Origin of the sequence: Ruegeria hyattellae, assembly GCF_041537925.1 — a bacterium.
Taxonomy (GTDB): domain Bacteria; phylum Pseudomonadota; class Alphaproteobacteria; order Rhodobacterales; family Rhodobacteraceae; genus Ruegeria_C.
Genome location: NZ_JBGOSH010000005.1, coordinates 44,643 through 66,416, shown reverse-complemented (window position 1 = coordinate 66,416; position 21,774 = coordinate 44,643). Strand labels below are relative to the sequence as shown.

The window sequence follows — 21,774 nt, the reverse complement described above, 5'->3', positions numbered from 1 at the left end:
TGCTAGACCAAGGCCCATACGGGCCGAGCGCCCCAATGCAGGACGACAAGGAATAGTGGGAATGATTGGCAGCAGGGCAGGGGCCAAACTGGTTGGCGCACTTCTTGTGGCAGTTTGTTTGACGGCCTGTGGCAATCGCGGTGGCGCGGATCGCACGCAGAATCTGGACGGCTTCACTCCGGAACAGATTTTCGAGCGCGGCGAATTTGAACTGTCGCAGAAACGTGCCGAAGACGCGGCGTATTATTTCTCTGAAATCGAGCGGCTCTATCCCTATTCCGACTGGGCGAAACGCGCGCTAATCATGCAGGCTTTTGCCTTTCATTCCGGCCGCGATTATGTCGAAAGCCGTGCCGCCGCGCAGCGCTATATCGACTTCTACCCGACCGACGAGGATGCAGCCTATGCACAGTATCTTCTGGCGCTCAGCTATTACGACCAGATTGACGAGGTTGGTCGCGACCAAGGCTTGACCTTCCAAGCGTTACAGGCGCTACGCACCGTGATCGAGGTCTATCCTGACAGCCAATACGCCACCTCGGCGATCCTGAAATTCGACCTGGCGTTTGATCATCTCGCCGGCAAGGAAATGGAGATCGGCCGCTATTACCTGCGCAAACAGCACTACGCCGCCGCCATCAATCGCTTCCGCGTTGTGGTCGAGGATTTCCAGACTACCACCCACACCGCCGAGGCGCTTTATCGTCTGGTAGAGGCCTATCTGTCGCTCGGTCTCGTGAACGAGGCGCAAACCGCAGGGGCAATTCTAGGCTATAACTACCGGTCGACTAATTGGTATCAGGATGCCTATAAACTGCTGACCTCGCGCGGTCTGGAAGCTAAGTCTCGCGGCAATAACTGGCTCAGCCAGATTTACCGCCAGTCGATCAAGGGGCAATGGCTCTAGCCGGGATGGGGGGGACCCCCATCCGACGGCAAACGGGGTCGCAAGGGGGGCGACATGCTCCGGGCGCTTGATATCCGCGACATGCTGATTATTGACCGGCTGGAACTGCAGTTCCAGCCAGGTCTCAACGTTCTGACTGGCGAAACCGGGGCGGGCAAGTCGATCCTGCTCGATAGTCTGGGTTTTGCTCTCGGCTGGCGGGGCAGGGCCGAACTGGTCCGGCAGGGCGCCGCGCAGGGCGAGGTTGTGGCCGAATTCGAGTTGCCCGAGGGCCACGCCGCCCATGCGGTTCTGGCTGAGGCCGGGTTGCCCGGCGGTGCGGAACTGATCCTGCGGCGCATAAACACCGCCGAGGGCCGCAAGACCGCCTGGGTCAATGATCGCCGTTGTTCCGGCGAGGTGCTGCGGGCGCTATCGGACACGTTGATCGAACTGCACGGCCAGCATGATGACCGTGGCTTGCTGAACCCGCGCGGTCATCGGGCCATGCTCGATACGTTTGCCGGGCTCGACGCGGCGCTCACAACTTGCCGCGCCGCCTGGCGCGCCCTCTCAGAAGCACAGCGCGCGCTTTCCGAGACCCGCGCCGCGCTCGACGCGATGCGGACCGAGGAAGAGTTCTTGCGCCACGCCGTTGCCGAGCTGGATGATCTTGATCCGCAGCCTGGTGAGGATGCTGATCTGGACGCAAGCCGTCGCATGATGCAGGGGGCCGAGAAGATCCGCGAGGATGTGGCACGCGCGCAGGCGTTGATCGGGGCAAACGGGGCCGAAACCGCGCTGGGGGATGCGCTGCGCTGGCTGGAAAGCGTGTCCGACAAGGCCGAGGGGCAGCTGGAACAGCCCATCGCCGCTCTTGGTCGCGCCCTGATCGAACTTGGCGAGGCCCAGTCGGGGGTTGATGCCTGCCTGAACGTGCTCGATTTCAACCCGACCGATCTGGAACATATCGAAGAGCGCCTGTTCGCCATCCGTGCTCTGGCCCGCAAACACGGTGTTGCCAGCGACGAGTTGGGCAGCTTCGCCGAGGGTCTTCGCAGCAAGCTCAAGGCGCTGGATGGAGGCGATGCTGACCTGCACGCCCGTGAAGAGGCGCTGAAGGCGGTCCAGGCCGCCTATGACGCAGCCGCCAGCGCCCTGACCAAGGCGCGCAAAGCAGCCTCGGCGCGGCTGGATGCGGCAGTCATGGCGGAACTTGCCCCGCTCAAGATGGAACGCGCGGTCTTTGCCACGCAGATCAACACGGGCGAGTCTGGCCCCGAGGGCCGCGACGCGGTGGCCTTTTCCGTTGCGACCAATCCCGGCGCGCCCGCAGGCCCGCTCAACAAGATCGCCTCTGGCGGGGAACTCAGCCGCTTCCTGTTGGCGCTCAAAGTTTGTTTAAGCGGCGGGGATGGAGAGCGAACCATGATCTTTGACGAAATCGACCGCGGCGTCGGCGGTGCAACCGCAGATGCGGTCGGGCGCAGGCTGGCCGCGCTGGCGGGCGATGGGCAGGTGCTGGTGGTGACCCATTCGCCGCAGGTGGCCGCACAGGGAGCGCATCACTGGCGGGTACAGAAACAGGTCGAGGGCGGTGCGACGCTGTCCACCGTGATCCCTCTCGATGCGGATGAGCGGGTGGACGAGATCGCGCGGATGGTTGCGGGCGACACGATCACCGACGCGGCCCGCGCCGCCGCCCGCGCCCTGCTGGAGGCCTGATCGCGCAACACTGGGGCATTAATCCTGACGCGAACCGCAATCGCGCTTTTCTGTTTGACCCGTGCTGCTTACCATGGCGCAAGCGACATATTTGATCCCCAATGGCCCAATCCACCCGTACCCTGATCCTTGAGCAGCTCAAATCCGCCCGAACGGCCTTGGTCGAAGGCTTGACGGTGTTGCGGCAGCGCGGGCCCAGCAAAGTGCAATTCTGGTTCATCGCCCTGCTTGTCGGAATCGCGGCAGGGTTCGCCGCGCTGGCCTTCCGCATGGCGATCACCGAACTACAGTCCTTCATCTATGGGGCAGACGACCGACTACGCCTGCACAGCTTCGCGACAGATCTGCCATGGTATGTGCTGTTGATCATCCCGACCGTTGGCGGGCTGGTGGTGGGATTGATCTTTTACTGGTTCACCGATGACGGCCGCGTCCGCTCGGTTGCCGATGTGATAGAAGGCGCGGCCCTGCAGGATGGCCGGGTCGAGACGCGGGCGGGCATTGCATCGATGTTCGCTTCGCTCATCACGCTCAGTTCCGGCGGCTCCAGCGGTCGGGAAGGGCCGGTGGTGCACATGGCCGGGGTCATCTCGACCTGGGTCAGCAACCGGTTGGATGCGGATGGCATCACCGGGCGTGACCTACTGGGCTGCGCAGTGGCCGCCGCCGTCTCGGCCAGTTTCAACGCACCCATTGCCGGTGCGCTTTTTGCGCTGGAGGTGGTCTTGCGGCATTTCGCGGTGCATGCCTTTGCCCCCATCGTGATCGCCTCAATCGCGGGCACGGTGATCAACCGGCTGGCCTATGGCGACGTGACCGAGTTCCTGCTGCAAACCCCAGGATCGCTGCAATTCTACGTCGAACTGCCCGCCTTTCTGATCCTCGGACTGATCTGCGGTCTGGTCTCGCTGCTCGTCATGCGCGGTATCTTTCTGGCCGAGGATGTAGGCGGTCATCTGCAGTCCCGTCTGCATCTGCCATCCTGGCTGCGCCCGGCAGTGTCGGGCGCGATGCTGGGTGGGATCGCGATCTGGTTTCCACATATCATCGGCGTCGGCTACGAGACGACGCTGCGCGCGCTGACTGGCGATCTGGTGCTGCACACGGCGGTAATCTTCGCCATCGTCAAGACGGTGGCGCTGGCCATCACCATGGGCGGGCGCATGGGTGGTGGCGTGTTCTCGCCCTCGCTGATGATCGGGGCGCTGACCGGGCTGGCCTTTGGCCTGATCGCAACCGGGCTGCTGCCCACCGTGTCGGGCACCCACACGCTTTACGCCTTTGCCGGAATGGGCGCGGTGGCGGCGGCGGTGCTGGGCGCACCGATTTCGACCACGCTCATCGTGTTCGAACTGACCGGTGACTGGCAGATCGGCTTGGCAGTGATGGCCTCGGTCTCGATCTCGACCGCGCTCGCTTCGCGGTTGGTCGACCGGTCCTTCTTCCTGACACAGCTGGAACGGCGTGATATCCACTTGGCCGCCGGGCCGCAGGCCTATCTGTTGGCGATGATGCGCGCGGGTGCGGTGATGCGCCCGCTGGGCGATCCGAACGGCGCGTCACCCCAGGCGGTCCAGCCCCTGATCGACCGGGGTCTATGCGTCAATGCGCGCGCCACGCTTGAGGCCGCGATGCCGATCTTTGACCGCGAGGATGTGGTTTGGATACCGGTCGTCACCCTTGATGACGAGGGGGCCGAGACCCCGGTCGGCGCGCTCTATCATATCGACGCGCTCAAGGCCTACAACCGTGCCCTGGCGGCCACCGCCGCCGAAGAGCATTCCTGACGCGCCCAGCTAGATTGCGCGCGCCCGTGGGCAGCACTTTGCCTCCGATTGCCACACAGATTGGATCTGAAGCGTGAACGTCCGCGCATTGTGGGAATGCGGACGTTTCTGCGAGGTGCGGAGAATGTCGGATTTGAGGTCATTTCGACCGAATCTGCTTCGTAGACCAACAAAAAATCCCGCCACCAAAGCGAGAGGCAGCGTACCAGTGATTCAAAGTAAAGTCGAAACGCTATCGCTGACATCTATGATGAGACTAAAGCATCTATCCGTTCTATGCGCTCGGAAATCGACGACCGGCTATGGCTCTCATCCCGCCGCGCGCATGCCTTCGCTTAGTTGTGCACCATGTCGCGGATCTCGGAAGAGGCGTTCAAATAGCAGATCGATTCTTTGGTCAGGCCACGTCGATGTGTAGTTCTCGACCAGTTCCTCAGCTTGGGTTGTTCGTCCAAAGTAGTGTTTTGCGGCTATGAGGTGAGCGACGGTTACTGGGCCAAGCGGAGCCCCCCTGCAATTGCGCTTTCAAATCCTTCAGTGGAACCCTCATAGTCTTGCGAATGAGAGAAGGCTGCGGATCGGGCGTTCCGAAAGACGAAGGGGAATGGATCTCCGATATCTCGCGGAATTTCCGAAGTATCCTGAACGACTTGATCAAACATTCCATAGAGCAATGAAATAAGAGTATCACATTTAGGCCCCGGATTCATTGGCTTACCGCCAGAACAAGACGATAGCTGCGCGGGCGATGGCCGAGAGGAAGACCTTAGGACAGCTTTCGTGGCGTATGGCGACACAACACCATTCCTTTGGGCGTCCCAATGTGATCTCAATCCTACTGCGTCGTTTGTAGTTGCGTTTTCGTGCGGGGCAGGTTTGCCGCGTGACTTTCAGTCCGGGATGCAGGGCGTTATCCCCTTTTTTACAGGGCTTCGCGGAACCCGTCCGCGTCAAAGTTACGATCCATCGACCGCAGGCAGGAGGCCGTGCTGTGCGCTTTGAGTTACTTGCGTGGGCTCACTCGAACGCATGACGTTCGCCTGCTCAAAGTGATCATGATCGTCTTGTGATCGGTTCCTCCTGCCGCCCCTCCATGCTCCGAGCAAGCACACTCGTGTCGCTCCACCGCTTCCATCGGTTGTAGAGGGTTTTTGGCAGCCCACATTCGTGAAGCGCATCAGTTCGTCGCAACCCATTGCGAGATGGAAATAGTCCCACTTAACACACTCCGGTCTTTAGCACTCGGCTTGCCATGGCTCTTCGGAAAGTAGGGTCGCTAACGCGCCATCTGCGCTTTGGTCAACCAGAATAGACTACTGCTTCTGCCCCCGCGAAACTCAGGGGCTTGAATCACGCAACTGATATGGCGGCAACCAAATCAATGAGATGCCGTAGCGGGGCCTGCGTCACGCACCGCCGTCGCCACTTGTCAGATCAGCGCCGCGCCGCCGCCATTCCCGTAATGACCCCAAATGGAGGACGACGGGATGAAACTATTTGTTGGATTGGATGTATCGCTTGCGATGACCGCGATCTGCGTGATCAGCGAGCACGGCAAAATTATCAAGGAAGCCGAAGCCGCGAGCGAACCCGAGGTTCTGGCCTTTTGGTTGGATAATTTGGACGGTCGTGTCGCCGCGATTGGCCTGGAGGCTGGGCCTATGTCGCAGTGGCTGCATCAAGGGTTGGCGGAGTTGGGCTTGGATGCAGTGCTTATGGAAGCCCGCCAGGTGAAAGGGGCTCTGAAGGCGATGCCGATCAAGACGGATCGGCGGGATGCTGAGGGGATTGCACGTCTGCTTCACCTTGGCTGGTTCCGCCCGGTTCACTGCAAATCCGTCTCGGTTCAGGAAACTCGTGCTGTACTCGGTGCTCGGAAAGCCATTCAACAGAACATGATCGCTTTGGAAATGTCGCTGAGAGGATTGCTCCGGAACTTTGGCCTCAAGGTGGGTGCCATCTCACGCGGCAGGTTCGAGGCCCGCATCCGGGAGTTGGCGGATTGCAATCCCATGCTGGAAATAGCAACACGACCGATGCTTCGTGCAAGAGGTTCTCTGCGACAGGAGCTTGCAGCCCTCGAAAAGCAGGTGCGCCAGCTCGCACTGGCAGATCCGATTTGCTGTCGCTTGATGACGATGCCAGGGATCTGCGCTGTCGTGGCATTGACCTTGCGTGCAGCCGTCGATGATCCGACGCGCTTCCGGTCTTCAAAGAGGGTCGGTCCCTGGGTCGGTCTGACACCTTCGCGTAACCAGTCAGGCGAATGTGATGTCTCGGGCGGCATCACCAAGGCCGGTGACGTCAACCTGCGGCAGGCGTTATGCCAGGCTGCGACCGTAATGATGAACCGCAGCCGGTCGACATGGCTACGGATATGGGGGGCTCAACTCGCACAACGCCGTGGCCGGAAAATTGCGATGGTTGCTCTGGCGCGCCGTATCGCCGTCATACTCCATCGGATTTGGGTCGATGGCACAGACTTCCAACCGGATGTGGCACCAAATACGGCCTGACCGAGTATCGCTCTACCCATCGCCGGCCTGGTCGCAGGCCTTCGAGGTCCCGCAGGGACGCGGTTCCGGTGATGCCCCTCTCATGGTTTGCTTTGCAAACCACTGCCGGGCAGCGGAGGTCTGGACCGTTGCTGATTTTTCAAGCACGCCAATGAGATGGGCACATCGGAATGGCATCGAACCAGCATCATGTCGACAACCAAAGCGTTGATCACGAACCGAAGCATGTACCTGAAGGAACTCAGCCAAAAGCCGCGTTAAAGGCAGGACACACACGAACTGAACTAAAAACACCGCTTCGGCGGATCAACCATTGTGCGTGAAACACGTCGGCTCAGACCGCCTGAGAAATACAGTTGCTAGGTATCCGATCGGCGCGTACGTGCAAGAGCGTTTTCCATTTGCGTGATTGCCACAGACTTTGGTTCAGGAGTTGTTGCGATAAAATCGGCTTAGATGCTGTGTTCAAAAGGACCACAAAGAGGGACACGTGGAGTATTACATCCCTGTGAAGACTATCCAAAACCTTTGTAAACCCCAAGTGCGTTTGAAGGCGGGTTGGGTGAGACCTTAGCTCCCGGCGAGAGCATTCCTCTCAAAATTCCGGTAAACTCCACGTGGCTCTTTGATCCTTCATTTGATGGTCTGATTTTGATCGATGGCATCGGAAGAATTCATCGAATAAGCTCTAAGGACATCAAATCGATTAAGAAAATCGTCTCCGACCTAGAGAGAGATTCGCGATGAATAAATCCAACAACAACCCTACCAGCTCTTTCGAAAAGACTAGTCCATGCACATTGGGCTGATCGGTGGAATTGGCGTAGCGGCCACGGTGGTCTATTACCAAAAACTGACTGCAGCGATGGCAAAGCGGGCCAAACCGCTTGACCTGACCATCGTGCAGGCGGAGACAAGCACTTTGATTGCCAACAACACCGCCGACCGGCGCGAAGCGCAGGCGCGCGTCTTTGCGCCGCTGATCGACCGGTTGAAGGCGGCGGGTGCGGAGTGTGCGGCGATCACCTCGCTGGGCGGGCATTTCTGTTTTGCCGAAACCAAGGCGCTATCCTCTTTGCCGCTTGTCTCAGCCGCGACGCCGCTGGATGACTATTTCGCATCGCAAGGTCTGGGCACAGTGGGGCTGTTGGGCACGGAAGTGGTAATGAGGACCAAGCTCTACGGGCAATTGACCCGCACCCGCGCGGTCGCCATCGAAGATGAGATCGACCAGTTGGGACAGAGCTATCTGGATATGGCGGTTGCGGGCAGATGCTCTGACGCGCAACGGATGCTGTTTCTGAAAGCCGGGCAACACTTGGTCGACGCGCATGGTGCAGACGCGGTGGTTCTGGCGGGCACCGACCTGAACCTGGCATTTGACGGGCAGGACCCGGGCTACAAGGTCATTGATGCCCTGGATGTGCATGTAGACTTGCTGGCGCGGCTTGCCGCTGATGAGGCAATGCTCTGAGCCTTTGCGTTTTTTGGCCCCGTCAGGCGCGCGCGCCCACTGGTCATTGCCCGCGCTTGGTTCTAGGTTGCATGCCTAGAACCAATTCGGGCCGAACGCCATGAGCAAACCCTCAGACAACCCAGCCGATCCGTTCAAGAAGGCGCTGGCCGAAGCCACAAAGGTCATGGCCGATGATCCCGAGCTGAGCGTCAGCTATTCGGTCGATCCCTCGGGTGTCACCGGTGATTCCATGCGCCTGCCGCAGGTCAGCCGCCGGATGACGCGGGACGAGGTTCTGCTGGCACGCGGCACTGCGGATGCGCTGGCGCTACAACGCAAATACCACGACGAGGCGACCCATAACCGTTATGCGCCCCCCGGCGACATGGCGCGCGACCTTTATGAGGCGATGGAAACCGCCCGCTGCGAGGCGATGGGCGCGCGCGACATGCCCGGCACCGCCAGCAATATCGACGTCAAAATCACCCATGAGGCGATCCGGCGCGGTTATGATCAGTGCAAACAACCTTCGGAAGCGCCCCTGCCGGTGGCGGCAGGCTATCTGATACGGCATCTGGCGACCGGCCGCGATCTGCCGCAAGCAGCCGAGAATGTCATGAACCTGTGGCGCGGGTTCATCGAAGAACAGGCTGGCGGCACGCTGGAAAACCTGCAGGAGATGCTGTCCGATCAGGCCGAATTCGCGCGATTCGCGCGGCGCGTGATCGAAGACTTGGGTTATGGCGATCAGTTGGGCGACGACCCGGACGAAATGGACGACGATCAGGAGGATCAGGCCGAAGACGACGCCGAGGAACAGCCTGATCCTGACAGCACTGGCCAGGATGATCAGGACGAACAGGACGCCGACGCCAACCCCGAGCAGACGCAGGAAGAACAGCAAGACCAGTCCCAGGCGCAGGTCTCGATGGATGAGATGGCCGAGGACGAGATGGGCGAAGAGACCGAGATGCCCGATGGCGAGGCCCCCCTGGAGCCGCCCGCCCCGCCTCCGGTCTCCGAGGCGGACCCCGATTACAAGGTCTTCCTGCCCGACCACGATGAAGAGATCGCCGCCGAGGATCTGGCCGAACCGGTCGAACTGGAACGGCTGCGCGCCTATCTGGACCAGCAGCTGGAGCCGCTGAAAGGCGCGGTCTCGCGTCTGGCCAATAAGCTGCAACGCCGGTTGCAGGCACAACAGAACCGCAGTTGGGAGTTCGACCGCGAAGAGGGCATTCTGGACGCAGGCCGTCTTGCGCGAGTGGTGGCCAACCCGACCACGCCGCTGAGCTTCAAGGTCGAAAAGGACACCGAATTCCGCGATACGGTGGTGACGCTGCTGCTGGATAACTCCGGCTCGATGCGGGGCCGTCCGATCTCGATCGCGGCGATCTGCGCCGATGTTCTGGCCCGGACACTGGAGCGCTGCAATGTGAAGGTCGAGATTCTGGGCTTCACCACGCGGGCATGGAAAGGCGGGCAAGCGCGTGAGGCGTGGCTGAATGATGGCCGCCCGCAACAGCCCGGACGGCTGAACGACCTGCGCCATATCATCTACAAGTCGGCGGATGCGCCCTGGCGGCGGACGCGGCCCAATCTGGGGCTGATGATGAAAGAGGGGCTACTGAAAGAGAACATCGACGGTGAAGCGCTAGAATGGGCGCATCGGCGGATGGTAGCACGCCATGAGGTGCGCAAGATCCTGATGGTGATCTCGGACGGCGCCCCGGTGGATGATTCCACGCTCAGCGTGAACCCGGCAAATTACCTGGAGAAGCACCTGCGCGACGTGATCGCGATGGTCGAGAAACGCAAACAGGTGGAGTTGCTGGCGATCGGGATCGGTCATGATGTGACGCGCTACTACGACCGCGCGGTAACGATCACCGATGTGGAGCAACTGGCGGGCGCGATGACCGAACAACTTGCCGCGCTCTTCGACAGCGACCCACGCGCCCGCGCGCGGGTGATGGGGATCAAAAGGGCGAGTTGATTCAGCAGCATCGGCAGCAAGAACGGGCACAAAACCGTTCTGTCTCTTGTGCTTGGCGGGGTCTTCTGATGTCTTGGAAATACGGGCGTACCTATCATTTACCGATGTCGCCCGGCGCGACGAGTGACGACAAGATCATGCGGGATGCTGCCACTCTCCAGGCCATGCCCGAGATCATCGCCACGGAAAAGATGGATGGTGAAAACACCACCATCTTCAGCGGCGGTTGCCATCCCCGTAGCCTTGATGCCCGCTATCATCCGTCGCGAGATTGGATCAAAGCCTTGGCGGCGGGCATTTCACCTCAACTGGCATCCAATGAGCGGATTGTCGGTGAGTATCTGTTTGCTCAACACTCGGTCATCTATGATGCCCTTCCATCCTATTTCCTTGGCTTCGCCTGGATCGTTGATGGCGTGGTGCAAGGGTGGGACGAGACACAGCAGCGCTTTGGTGAACTTGGCATCCATAGCGTATCGATTCTGTACCGGGGACCCTATTCCGATGACGCCATCGACACGCTGATATCGAGGCCTGATTGCGCGAAACAGGAAGGCTTTGTCGTTCGCAGTGCTGGTCGTGTCGACGAGGATGAGATGCACGCGCATCTGGCGAAATACGTGCGCGCGGATCATGTGCAAAGCGATACGCACTGGATGAATGCGCAGGTCGGAAAAACGGACTGGCTTAACGACCGGGTTCTTCCGTAAACGACCCATTGGAGCATATCAGGCCATGTGGTGCCGCCTATTTGGCGCCATCGATCAGCTGTTTGAATGGCTTGTAGTCCGCTCCGTAACAAGGGGAGTTCAGACCGGTGACGTCGCGTGTACCCACAACCTCTTGCCCGTCTTCATCCAGAGTGACCTCCCAATAATCGCGACCGATATAGGTGCCTGACGAGTTGTATGCATCCGTCGTGGCACACATCTTGTACCCGCCCTTGACCGGGTAGAGCGGCGAGATTTCCGCCTCGCCCGGTCGATTGGGGTCCTGCATATCCTTCAGCACAGCCTCGGCCGACAGGGCTTCCGCCCGTTGGTCTAAAGGCAGATCGCCCAGTTCTTCCTGCGCAAAAAGCGGTGTCGCCAACAGGGTAGCCGCAAGCAAAAAACATATCCTCATGACACCATGATAGCGGGCCCACCGTGCTTGCCAAGATGCACCGCGCGGTCTGGACATTTTTGATTGCCGCGCTCACCTTCGGGCCACAGTCAAGAGAGCGAGGCGCAGATGTTCCAGAATTTCGAAGTCACCGCCCGGCCGGAGCAAGGCCCGCCGCGTCTGGCATCTCTGCGCGGTGAATTGGACCGCGCCGGCCTGGACGGTTTTCTGATCCCGCGCGCGGATGCCCATCAGGGCGAATATGTCGCCCCCAGCGACGAAAGGTTGGCCTGGCTGACCGGCTTCACCGGCTCGGCGGGGTTCTGCGTGGTGCTGGAAAGCACTGCTGGTGTCTTTGTCGACGGGCGCTATCGCACTCAGGTCAAGGCGCAGGTGGCGGCAGATTTCACACCGGTGCCCTGGCCTGAAATCAAGCTGACCGACTGGCTGAAAGAACACCTGCCCGAGGGTGGCAAGATCGGGTTCGATCCCTGGCTGCATGCCGCGGGGCAGATCAGCAAGGCACAGAAAGACCTCAAGGGCACGGGGATCGAACTGCTGCGCAGTGACAATCTGGTGGACCGGGTCTGGCCCGACCAGCCCGCGCGCCCGATGCAGCCCGTCAAAGCGCACGCGTTGGAATTTTCCGGTGAAAGTGCAGACAGCAAATGCGCGCGGCTGGCTGAGGGTCTGCGCAACACCGGCCAAAAAGCAGCGGTGATTACATTGCCCGATTCGATCATGTGGCTGCTGAACCTGCGGGGCTCGGACATTGCGCGCAATCCTGTGGCACATGGCTTTGCGATCCTGCATGACGACGCGCGGGTCGACCTGTTCATGGCCGCTGCCAAGCTGGACGAGGTGCGCGACCACTTGGGCGACGGAATTACGCAGCATGAACCAGGGGCTTTTCTGGATGCGGTGGCGGAGCTCGACGGGCCCGTAGCCGCCGATCTCAACACCGTGCCGCAGATCGTGGCCGACGCGTTGAGTGACAAACTGGTCGAAGGCGGCGATCCCTGCGCCTTGCCCAAGGCCCGCAAGAACGCCGCCGAAATCAAGGGCAGCGCCGAGGCACATCTGCGCGATGCGGCAGCGGTCGTGGATCTGCTGGCATGGCTGGACGATCAGACCCCAGGAACCGTGACCGAGACGCAGGTAGTGACTCGGCTTGAGGGTGAGCGGCGCAAGGACAACGCGCTGCGCGATATCAGCTTCGATACCATCGCGGGCACCGGACCCAATGGCGCGATCATGCATTATCGGGTGACCGAGGAAAGCGACAGCCTATTACAAGACGGCCATATGCTGGTGCTGGACAGCGGCGGGCAGTATCTGGACGGCACCACCGACATCACCCGCACCATTGCCGTTGGCACGGTAGGTGACGAGGAGAAAGCCTGTTTTACCCGCGTTCTGCGCGGCATGATCGCAATGTCGATGCTGCGCTGGCCGGTGGGTCTGGCCGGGCGTGACATCGAATGCGTCGCGCGCCTGCCGCTCTGGCTGGCGGGGCAGGATTTCAACCACGGGGTCGGGCATGGCGTCGGCGCCTATCTGAGCGTGCATGAAGGACCGCAGCGGTTGGCCCGCACCAGCCATGTGCCGTTCGAACCGGGTATGATCCTATCCAACGAGCCGGGTTACTACCGCGAGGGCGCTTTCGGCATTCGCATCGAGAACCTGGTGGTTGTGGAAAAGGCCCCGCAACTGTCCGGCGGTGACGCGGACCGCGCGATGTTGTGCTGGCGCACGTTGACCTATGTGCCCATCGACCGGCGGCTGATACTGCCCGCGATGATGACAGCTGAAGAAATCGCCTGGCTCGACGCGTATCACCTCGACGTCGCGACAAAGATCGGTCCCAGACTAGGCAGCGCCGCCCGCATGTGGTTGGATGCCGCAACCCGCCCGCTATGAGATCTGCGTGTCACAAGTTAGGTGTCATCTGCTCGCGCAGAAAAGGGGCATGTTGTATGCAACCAGATGCTACTCGGCCCGCGCGACCATGCTATGTCAGGCGACAAGCAGCCCCGCATGACGCGTTAGGGACATATGTAAGATGAAAAACAAGACTCGATAGAAGGAAGAGAATATGGCTGGACCGATCACGATCCGCAAAGCACCCGGCAAGTGGACCGTCCGCTCGGGCGGTGCAATCTTGGGTGAATCGGTGAATGCGCTGGAACTGAGCGAGGGTGATCTGGCCCCGGTGATCTATTTCCCGCGCGAGGATATCGCGATGGCTTTCCTTGACACCTCTGACAAGCGGACCCATTGCGCGGACAAAGGCGAGGCCAGCTATTTCTCGATCGTCAACCGTTCATCGGTGACCGAAAACGCTGTCTGGAGCTATGAGAACCCGACCAAAGCGGTCGCTCAGATCCGCGACCACCTTGCCTTTGTGCTGAGCGATACGGTCAAGGTTGAACAAATCTGAGACCAGGCGACCGGGTAGCTACGTCATTGAAGCCCCCTAAAACGAAATCCAAACGAAGCCCCGGATGCCCCTTTTTGACAGATAGAGGCTTCCTAGCGAGCGCTGGTCTGAAAACGACCATTCGTCCAAATCAAGCCCTGCGACGGCAAAGCGGGCAAAGCACCATTTTGCTGCCGCTGCCCCAAAGTCCGATTCAGTCATATTGCAAACGCAGTAAAAAAGCCTCGAACCCGGAACTTGAACAAGACGACCACACGCACGTGCACCGGTTCGTGAGAGTTTGGGGTGGACGCAAGAAAAGCAATGACATCATAGTTTGCTCCATGATCTTTGAGTTCCACCATGTCGCAATCATCGTCAGTGACTACCAAGTTTCCAAGCAGTTCTATACTGAAACTCTTGGTCTCGCGGTGATCCTCGAAACATATCGGGAAGAACGCCAGTCTTGGAAGCTCGATCTGAAAATCCAAGGCGGCGGTCAACTAGAGATATTCAGCTTCCCGAACACCCCAGACAGGCCGTCCCGTCCCGAGGCCTGCGGTTTAAGGCACCTCGCATTTCGGGTTGTCGATCTTGATGAGACGGTGCGCCAACTGGTGTCCAAGAATGTTTCGGTGGAGCCTGTCAGAATCGATCTGAACACAGGCGCAAGATTCACGTTCTTTGCCGACCCAGACGATCTTCCGATTGAGATTTACGAAGTTAGCAAGTCTTAAGGCGCTGAAATATAGCCCCTAAACCTTCCGACTAAATTACCTCTTGTAGTATTTGGAACGTTCCAGTATCCAAATATGGAACGTTCCAATTCTTTGCGCTTGTAGAGAGGGACACTTGGGGAGGCGCAAATGAGCAAGATCGTTCCAGTCGATGAAGCTGTCAGCCGCATTCAGGACGGTGCCGTTGTGTCTGTGTCCTCGTCGTCGACACTCGGATGCCCCGACGCGGTTCTCAAGGCGATTGGAGCCCGGTTTGAACAAGAAGGCCACCCACGCGACATCACGTCGTTGCATCCTATCGCAGCCGGCGACGTCTACGGCGTCAAAGGAATGGACCATATTGCCAAAGACGGATTGCTGTTCCGTGTACTGGCGGGCTCTTACCCTTCAGGACCGTCCAGCGTTAAGATGCCCGAGATCTGGAAGATGATCGTTGAGGACCGTGTTGCTGCCTACAATGTCCCGTCAGGCATTATGTTCGATATGCACCGGGAAGCTGCTGCGCATCGTCCAGGAGTGCTGACGAAAGTTGGTCTGGATACGTTCGTGGACCCCGTCCAGCAAGGCTGCGCGATGAATGAGGCAGGGGCTTCGGCGCCCATCGTGTCCCGCATTGAATTTGCAGGCGAAACATGGCTTCACTTTCCCAACGTTGTACCAAATGTCGCCATTATACGGGCAACAACGGCGGACGAGCGCGGCAACCTGACCTACGAGCATGAGGGCGCCTATCTAGGTGGCCTTGAGCAGGCGATCTGCGTGCGCAACAATGGCGGCATCGTCATTGCCCAGGTGAAACGGGTCACCGCGGCGGGCAGCTTGCGGCCCCATGATGTCCGCGTTCCCGGCCATCTGGTGGATTGCGTCGTGGTGGACCCCGATCAAAAACAAACAACCGAGACGCTTTTCGATCCGGCGATTTCTGGCCAGGTCATGCGCCCTTGGGACAGTTTTGGGCTGGCCGAACATGGGGTCGAAAAGGTCATTGCGCGCCGGGCTGCGCAAGAGCTGAGCCAAGGCATGACTGCCAATCTGGGATTTGGCATCAGCGCCATGATCCCGCGTATCTTGCTCGAAGAAGGCCATCCGGAAGCGATCACATGGGCCATTGAACAAGGTGCCGTGGGCGGTGTTCCATTAACCGGATTTGCCTTTGGCTGCGCCTCCAACGCGGATGCTTTCATACCGTCGCCACAGCAATTTATCTACTTTCAGGGGGGCGGCTTTGACGTGTCCTTCCTGTCGTTCCTCGAGGTCGATGTCGAAGGCAATGTAAACGTGTCCAAACTGGGCAAGAAGCCCTACCTGACCGCAGGGTGCGGCGGGTTCGTCGACATCACAGCGCGGGCGAAGAACATCGTGTTCTCCGGCTGGTTTGAGGCAGGTGCCAAGATCAACCTCACAGAGGACGGTATCGACATTGAGGCCGGCGGCAAATTCACCAAGATGGTGGATGAGGTGGAGCATGTCACCTTCTCCGGCCGTCGTGCGCGGGAGCAGGGGCAAAACGTCATCTACGTGACAGAGCGTTGCGTGATCCACCTGACGGACAACGGATTGCTCGCGACCGAGATCATGCCGGGCATTGACCCGCAAAAGCACATCGTCGGTCCCTCGCAAGGCCGGGTGCAAGTGGCGGAAAACGCGACTATCATGCCAAAATCGCTTCTGTCCAAAGCTGCGATGGGGTTGGCCCTGTGAGCGCGGTCACCTGCACTTATGAGGGCGGAGTGGCTGTCCTGACGCTCAGCAATGAGGCGAAGCTGAATGCGTTGACGACAGACATGCTGCACCAGCTTGAGACGCATTTGATCGAGCTCGACCGCGCGACAGATGTGCGCGCTGTGATCGTGACTGGGGCAGGTGCCAAGGCCTTTTGTTGTGGTGCCGACATTGTCGAATGGGGGCCGCTTGCCCCAGCCGAATTCGCCCGCAATTGGGTGCGCGATGGCCACCGGGTGTTTGACCGGCTGGCACGGCTATCCAAGCCGACAATCGGGGCCCTGAACGGCCACGCCTTTGGCGGTGGACTTGAGCTTGCAGCCTGCTGCGACATTCGGGTGATGACCGCACGTGCGCTGCTGGCCCTGCCAGAGGCGAAGGTCGGCATTGTGCCGGGCTGGTCTGGAACCCAGCGTTTGGCGCGCCTGATGTCTGAGCCTGTCGTAAAAGAAATGGCGCTGTTTGGCCGTCGTATCTCGGCCGAGCGCGCATCGACTTTGGGCTTTGCAGCGGAGCTCGCCGAGGACGCCCTTGCCGCTGCACATGACGTCGCCGCATCGCTTGTCGATGTGTCCCCGCGTGCCAACGAGCTGGCCAAAGCGATGATCCATGGCGCTGTCGGTGAAGACCGCGCCGCAGCCATTGAAACCTTGGGCAGCGCCGCTGCTGCCGCAAGCGATGACCGAGGTGAAGGCGTACACGCCTTCCTCGAAAAGCGATCCCCGAAATTCAACGGAACTTAGCCCCATGAAAGACCTTACCATCAACGACGCCATCGAGTTCGACCTTCCAGCTCCCTTCAAGGGGCGGCACATGATTGCTGGGGAATGGGTCGAGGGCGCGGAGACGTTTGAGCGCGTGTCGCCCTCCCACGGCACCGTGGTTAGCGTCTCCGCGAAAGGCGGCGAGGTTGAAACGGAACGCGCGATCCGCGCCGCCAAAGACACATTCGACGCGGGGGTCTGGAGCCGTATCTCGGGCAAGGAACGTGCCACTGTCCTGCTGCGAGTTGCCGACCTGATCGAGGCGAATGTGGATCGTATCGCGGTTCAGGAAACGCTGGAAAGCGGCAAGCCGATTTCGCAATCGCGTGGTGAAGCCGGTGGTGCGGCGGACCTTTGGCGCTACGCGGCCTCGCTGGCGCGCAGCGTTCACGGGGACAGTCACAACACGCTTGGCGAGGATATGCTGGGCGTTGTGCTTAAGGACCCGATCGGCGTTGTGTCTATCATCACGCCTTGGAATTTTCCATTCTGGATTCTGTCGCAAAAGCTGCCTTTCGCACTTGCCGCTGGGTGCACGGCCGTTGTCAAACCATCCGAGATGACACCGTCATCGACCGTCATGATGGGCGAGCTTTTGATCGAGGCCGGGTTGCCTGCGGGGGCTTGCAACATCGTTCTAGGCTATGGCCAGCCGGTGGGCAGCCTTTTGTCGACCCATAAAGACATCAACATGGTGACCTTCACCGGATCGACCGCCGTCGGCAAGCTGATCACGCAGGCCTCATCAGGCACGCTTAAGAAAGTTGCGTTGGAGTTGGGCGGCAAGAACCCGCAAGTCATCTGCCCGGACGCCGATCTGGAAAGTGCGGCCGATGCGGTCACCTTCGGAGTCTATTTCAACGTCGGCCAGTGCTGCAATTCATCCAGCCGGATCATTGTGCAGGAGGATATTGCTGAAGAGTTTGTGGCCCGTGTTGTCGCCTTGTCCCGCATGGTCAAATTCGGCGACCCACTGGACCCGGACACACAGGTCGGCGCGATTGTCACCGCAGAACATAACGTCAAGATCGACGGTTATGTCCAAGACGCGATCGCTGACGGCGCAAAGCTTGAGCTTGGCGGAAAGGCACTTCCCGTCTTAGGTTTAGGCGAGCAATTCTACCAGCCAACGGTCGTCAGCAATGTAAGCCCGAACATGGCCATTGCTCGTGAAGAGGTATTTGGACCGGTACTGGTTGTCCTGACCTACCGCACGCTTGATGAGGCGATCGCGCTGGTCAATGACAGTGACTACGGGTTGTCGGCAGGCATTTGGAGCGAGAATGTCCACACTTGCATTGAATTTGCGCGTCGCGCGGAGGCCGGGACCGTTTGGACCAACACATGGATGGATGGCTACCCAGAGCTTGCCTTTGGCGGGGTCAAACAATCGGGGCAGGGCCGCGAGATCGGCCGATATGGATTTGAAGAATTTCTTGAGGTGAAATCATTGGTAATGCGCGTCGGGCGCAACCGGGCACCTTGGGTACAAAGCGACGCTTAAAGAAAGCGTCGAAACGCGACACGCAAACTGGGAGGATACCATGCGTTCATTACTTAAAATGAAGACGGCGATTGCACTTGCGCTGACAGTGACGGCGGGCTCTGCCGTAGCTGAAGGTGACGGAGGTGTGGAAGTACTGCACTGGTGGACATCGGGTGGAGAAGCCGCCGCGCTGAACGTTCTGAAAGACGACCTTGAAGGTCAGGGTATCGGCTGGACCGACATGCCCGTCGCCGGCGGTGGCGGTGAGCAGGCCATGACGGTTCTGCGCGCTCGCGTTACCGCAGGCAACGCACCGACTGCCGTTCAGGGCCTAGGCTTTGACATCATCGACTGGGCCGATCAGGGCGCTTTGGCCAACCTGAACGACGTTGCCGCGGCGGAAGGTTGGGATGACGTCATTCCGGCGGCCTTGCAGCGGTTTGCCAAAGTGAACGGCGAGTGGGTTTCGGCCCCAGTGAACGTGCATTCCACCAACTGGGTCTGGGCCAACAAAGCGGTTCTGGATGCCAACGGAATTGCCGCGCCAGAGACCTGGGAAGACTTCGTCGCGGCGATGGACAAGCTGTCTGCCGCTGGCATCACGCCCATCGCACATGGCGGCCAAGCCTGGCAGGAAGCCACCGTGTTTGATAGCGTCGCAATGTCGGTTCTTGGGCCAGACGGTTACAAGGCAGCCTTCATTGATCTTGACGCTGAAGTCTTGGGCGGCGAGGGCATGAAAGAAGCATTCGAACGCATGGCCACAATCCGCGCCAACGTGGACGACAACTTTTCAGGCCGCGATTGGAACCTGGCAACAGCCATGGTCATCAACGGCGAGGCCGGCTTCCAGATGATGGGTGACTGGGCAAAAGGTGAGTTCATAAACGCGGGCAAAGTGCCTGGCGAGGATTTCTTGTGTTTCCGCTTCCCTGGCACATCTGCTCAAGTCACATTTAACGCCGACCAGTTCATGATGTTTGACCAAGGTGGCGACGTGTCGTCTGAACAGGCAGCGCTGGCGACCGCGATCCTGTCACCTTCGTTCCAGTCCGCGTTCAACGTCGTCAAGGGCTCGGTTCCGGCGCGTACAGATGTCTCGGACGAGGCGTTTGATGCCTGCGGCAAGAAAGGCATGGCAGATCTTGCGGCGGCTGCATCTTCCGGCAACCTGTTTGGATCCATGGCACATGGCCACGCAAACCCGGCGTCGGTCAAGAACGCAATCTACGACGTGGTGACAGCCCATTTCAACGGCGAATATGACAGCGAAACAGCTGTAGTTGAACTCGTCGATGCGGTTGAAATCGCTAAGTAAACCTTTCGGGAAGCGGCAGATTTTGCCGCTCCCCCACCTCTAATTTGCCCCGTCAGATCAGCCCAAGGAGGGTGCGTGATGGCTTTGACCGCCGCCGCAGATTTCAAAACCCGGCTTCAGACATGGCTGCCGAAACTGGTTCTCTCGCCATCGCTGGCCCTGGTGCTGGTGTTTGTCTACGGCTTTATCCTCTTCTCGGTTTATTTGTCGTTTACCGACAGCCGATTGCTGCCGTCATTTGGTTGGGTTGGATGGGAGAACTATTCCAAGCTTTGGCGTCTGAGCCATTGGGAAATCTCGCTCAAGAACATGGGTATATTTGCAGCCCTTTATATTGGGATTTGCACAATGCTCGGCCTTGGCCTTGCGATCTTTCTTGACCAGAAGATCCGCGGCGAAGGCATGATCCGCATGATCTACCTTTACCCGATGGCCTTGAGCTTTATCGTGACGGGCACCGCATGGAAGTGGTTCCTTGATCCCGGGATTGGGCTTGAGAACGTCATGCAAAGCTGGGGCTGGACCAGTTTTGAGTTTGACTGGATCAAGGATCGCGACTTTGCGATTTACACCGTCGTCCTGGCCGCCGTTTGGCAAACCAGCGGGTTTGTCATGGCGATGTTTCTGGCGGGCTTGCGCGGCATCGACAACGAAATCCTGAAGGCGGCCCAGATGGATGGCGCGTCGAACTGGAACCTCTATCGCCGCATCATCATCCCACAACTGCGCCCGGCGTTCCTGTCAGCCTTTGTGATCCTGAGCCATCTGGCGATCAAGACTTTCGATCTGGTCATCGCCCTGACGGGCGGGGGGCCGGGACGGGCCACCGAGCTGCCTGCGACCTTCATGTATTCCTACACATTCTCGCGCAACCAAATGGGCATCGGCGCGGCCTCGGCCACAATCATGCTGATGACCATTGCTGCGATCATGATCCCTTATCTTTACGCCGAACTGCGGGAGAAGAAGTGATGTCAGTCGCAACTCAAGATACTGCCATCCGCACCGGTCGCGTCATGCGCATGCTGATCTACCTCGTGCTGCTGTTATTTGCCCTGTTCTACATGCTGCCGCTTTATGTGATGGTCGTGAACTCGGTCAAACCGCTCGACGAGATCACGGGCGGGGGCATGATGAACCTGCCGCAGGTCTTCACACTGGAGCCTTGGGCCAAGGCGTGGTCCTCCGCCCAGATCGGGGTCGAGCCCACGGGCCTGTCTCCCTATTTCTGGAACTCGATCAAGATGGTGGTGCCGGCGGTGGCCGTCTCTACCGTACTGGGCGCGCTAAATGGTTATGTGCTGACCAAGTGGCGGTTCAAATACGACACTATCGTGTTCGCGCTGATCCTATTTGCCTGCTTTATCCCCTTCCAGATTGTGCTGATTCCCATGGCAAAGATGCTTGGGTTGATGGGGCTTGCTGGGACCACCTGGGGTTTGGTGCTGGTTCATGTGGTCTACGGCGTGGGCTTCACAACGCTATATTTTCGCAATTATTACGCCGTTTTCCCGACCGAGCTGATCCGCGCGGCCCAGATAGACGGCGCCGGGTTCTTCCAGATCTTTTGGCGTATCCTGCTGCCGTCCTCCGGGCCGATCGCGGTCGTTTCGATCATCTGGCAGTTCACCAATATCTGGAATGACTTCTTGTTTGGGGCCTCGTTCGCGGGGGCCGACAGTCAGCCGATGACCGTGGCATTGAACAATCTGGTGCAGGCCAGCCATGGCGTGAAGGAGTACAATGTTCACTTCGCCGGCGCGATCCTTGCCGCACTTCCAACACTTCTCGTCTACATCGTTGCGGGCCGCTATTTTGTGCGTGGCCTGATGGCGGGATCAGTCAAAGGATGAGACCC

The 21,774-nt window shown here is 59.5% G+C and carries 17 protein-coding genes and 2 pseudogenes; 16 read left to right on the top strand and 3 right to left on the bottom strand.

From position 1 onward, the window contains the following. The first annotated feature begins 61 nt into the window (after positions 1 to 61). From AB1E33_RS13635 to AB1E33_RS13625, 3 genes are all read left to right on the top strand, one after another. The gene (locus AB1E33_RS13635; protein ID WP_372577830.1) at positions 62 to 907 is read left to right on the top strand and encodes an outer membrane protein assembly factor BamD; all 846 of its coding nucleotides are present in this window, start codon (positions 62 to 64) and stop codon (positions 905 to 907) included. Positions 908 to 961: 54 nt separating this feature from the next. After that, entirely contained in the window at positions 962 to 2,611 is a 1,650-nt protein-coding gene (gene recN, locus AB1E33_RS13630; RefSeq protein ID WP_372577829.1) for a DNA repair protein RecN, read from the top strand. 101 nt (positions 2,612 to 2,712) lie between these two features. Beyond that, a complete protein-coding gene (locus AB1E33_RS13625) occupies positions 2,713 to 4,398 on the top strand; it encodes a chloride channel protein (protein WP_372577828.1) in 1,686 nt (561 codons plus the stop codon). A gap of 714 nt (positions 4,399 to 5,112) precedes the next feature. Here AB1E33_RS13625 and AB1E33_RS13620 read toward each other — a convergent pair. Together AB1E33_RS13620 and AB1E33_RS13615 are read right to left on the bottom strand one after the other, a co-directional pair. Next, positions 5,113 to 5,362, bottom strand: a pseudogene (locus AB1E33_RS13620) (transposase family protein); the annotation flags it as partial. A 90-nt stretch (positions 5,363 to 5,452) separates the two neighbouring features. Continuing rightward, positions 5,453 to 5,686 (bottom strand): annotated as a pseudogene (locus AB1E33_RS13615) (IS5/IS1182 family transposase); the annotation flags it as partial. A gap of 199 nt (positions 5,687 to 5,885) precedes the next feature. Between AB1E33_RS13615 and AB1E33_RS13610 the strand changes: the two are divergent. The 4 genes from AB1E33_RS13610 (at position 5,886) to AB1E33_RS13595 (ending at position 11,076) form a co-directional block, all read left to right on the top strand. Then, positions 5,886 to 6,914: an IS110 family RNA-guided transposase gene (locus AB1E33_RS13610; protein ID WP_372577827.1), complete on the top strand. Its 1,029-nt coding sequence runs from the start codon at positions 5,886 to 5,888 to the stop codon at positions 6,912 to 6,914. Between the two features lie 793 nt (positions 6,915 to 7,707). Continuing rightward, positions 7,708 to 8,388 carry an aspartate/glutamate racemase family protein gene (locus AB1E33_RS13605; RefSeq protein ID WP_372577826.1) on the top strand — a complete coding sequence of 227 codons (681 nt, stop codon included), beginning with the start codon at positions 7,708 to 7,710 and terminating at the stop codon, positions 8,386 to 8,388. A gap of 100 nt (positions 8,389 to 8,488) precedes the next feature. Beyond that, positions 8,489 to 10,366 (top strand): cobaltochelatase subunit CobT, encoded by a 1,878-nt coding sequence (cobT, locus tag AB1E33_RS13600; protein WP_372577825.1) that lies wholly within the window; start codon positions 8,489 to 8,491, stop codon positions 10,364 to 10,366. Further along, on the top strand, positions 10,363 to 11,076 hold the full coding sequence (locus AB1E33_RS13595; RefSeq protein ID WP_372577824.1) for an RNA ligase family protein: 714 nt from the start codon (positions 10,363 to 10,365) through the stop codon (positions 11,074 to 11,076). The genes cobT and AB1E33_RS13595 overlap by 4 nt, the downstream gene beginning before the upstream one ends. Positions 11,077 to 11,113: 37 nt before the next feature. On the opposite strand, the gene AB1E33_RS13590 is transcribed toward AB1E33_RS13595, so the two are convergent. Beyond that, positions 11,114 to 11,476 carry a hypothetical protein gene (locus AB1E33_RS13590; RefSeq protein WP_372577823.1) on the bottom strand — a complete coding sequence of 121 codons (363 nt, stop codon included), beginning with the start codon at positions 11,474 to 11,476 and terminating at the stop codon, positions 11,114 to 11,116. Positions 11,477 to 11,599: 123 nt separating this feature from the next. Between AB1E33_RS13590 and AB1E33_RS13585 the strand changes: the two genes are divergently transcribed. From AB1E33_RS13585 to AB1E33_RS13545, 9 genes are all read left to right on the top strand, one after another. After that, the gene (locus AB1E33_RS13585) at positions 11,600 to 13,390 is read left to right on the top strand and encodes an aminopeptidase P family protein (protein ID WP_372577822.1); all 1,791 of its coding nucleotides are present in this window, start codon (positions 11,600 to 11,602) and stop codon (positions 13,388 to 13,390) included. 175 nt (positions 13,391 to 13,565) lie between these two features. Further along, positions 13,566 to 13,910 (top strand): DUF427 domain-containing protein, encoded by a 345-nt coding sequence (locus AB1E33_RS13580; protein WP_372577821.1) that lies wholly within the window; start codon positions 13,566 to 13,568, stop codon positions 13,908 to 13,910. Positions 13,911 to 13,984: 74 nt separating this feature from the next. Beyond that, complete coding sequence (gene gloA2 / locus AB1E33_RS13575; RefSeq protein WP_372577820.1) at positions 13,985 to 14,626, top strand: SMU1112c/YaeR family gloxylase I-like metalloprotein; 642 nt, start codon at positions 13,985 to 13,987, stop codon at positions 14,624 to 14,626. Between the two features lie 129 nt (positions 14,627 to 14,755). Beyond that, a complete protein-coding gene (locus AB1E33_RS13570; RefSeq protein WP_372577819.1) occupies positions 14,756 to 16,327 on the top strand; it encodes an acyl CoA:acetate/3-ketoacid CoA transferase in 1,572 nt (523 codons plus the stop codon). Then, a complete protein-coding gene (locus tag AB1E33_RS13565) occupies positions 16,324 to 17,091 on the top strand; it encodes an enoyl-CoA hydratase/isomerase family protein (RefSeq protein ID WP_372577818.1) in 768 nt (255 codons plus the stop codon). The genes AB1E33_RS13570 and AB1E33_RS13565 overlap by 4 nt, the downstream gene beginning before the upstream one ends. 4 nt (positions 17,092 to 17,095) lie before the next feature. Further along, entirely contained in the window at positions 17,096 to 18,616 is a 1,521-nt protein-coding gene (locus AB1E33_RS13560; protein ID WP_372577817.1) for an aldehyde dehydrogenase family protein, read from the top strand. Positions 18,617 to 18,656: 40 nt separating this feature from the next. Next, entirely contained in the window at positions 18,657 to 19,916 is a 1,260-nt protein-coding gene (locus AB1E33_RS13555) for an ABC transporter substrate-binding protein (protein ID WP_372577816.1), read from the top strand. Between the two features lie 78 nt (positions 19,917 to 19,994). Beyond that, complete coding sequence (locus AB1E33_RS13550; RefSeq protein WP_372577815.1) at positions 19,995 to 20,888, top strand: carbohydrate ABC transporter permease; 894 nt, start codon at positions 19,995 to 19,997, stop codon at positions 20,886 to 20,888. Then, a complete protein-coding gene (locus tag AB1E33_RS13545; RefSeq protein WP_372577814.1) occupies positions 20,888 to 21,769 on the top strand; it encodes a carbohydrate ABC transporter permease in 882 nt (293 codons plus the stop codon). Before AB1E33_RS13550 ends, AB1E33_RS13545 begins: the two co-directional genes overlap by 1 nt. The last annotated feature ends 5 nt before the right edge of the window (positions 21,770 to 21,774 follow it).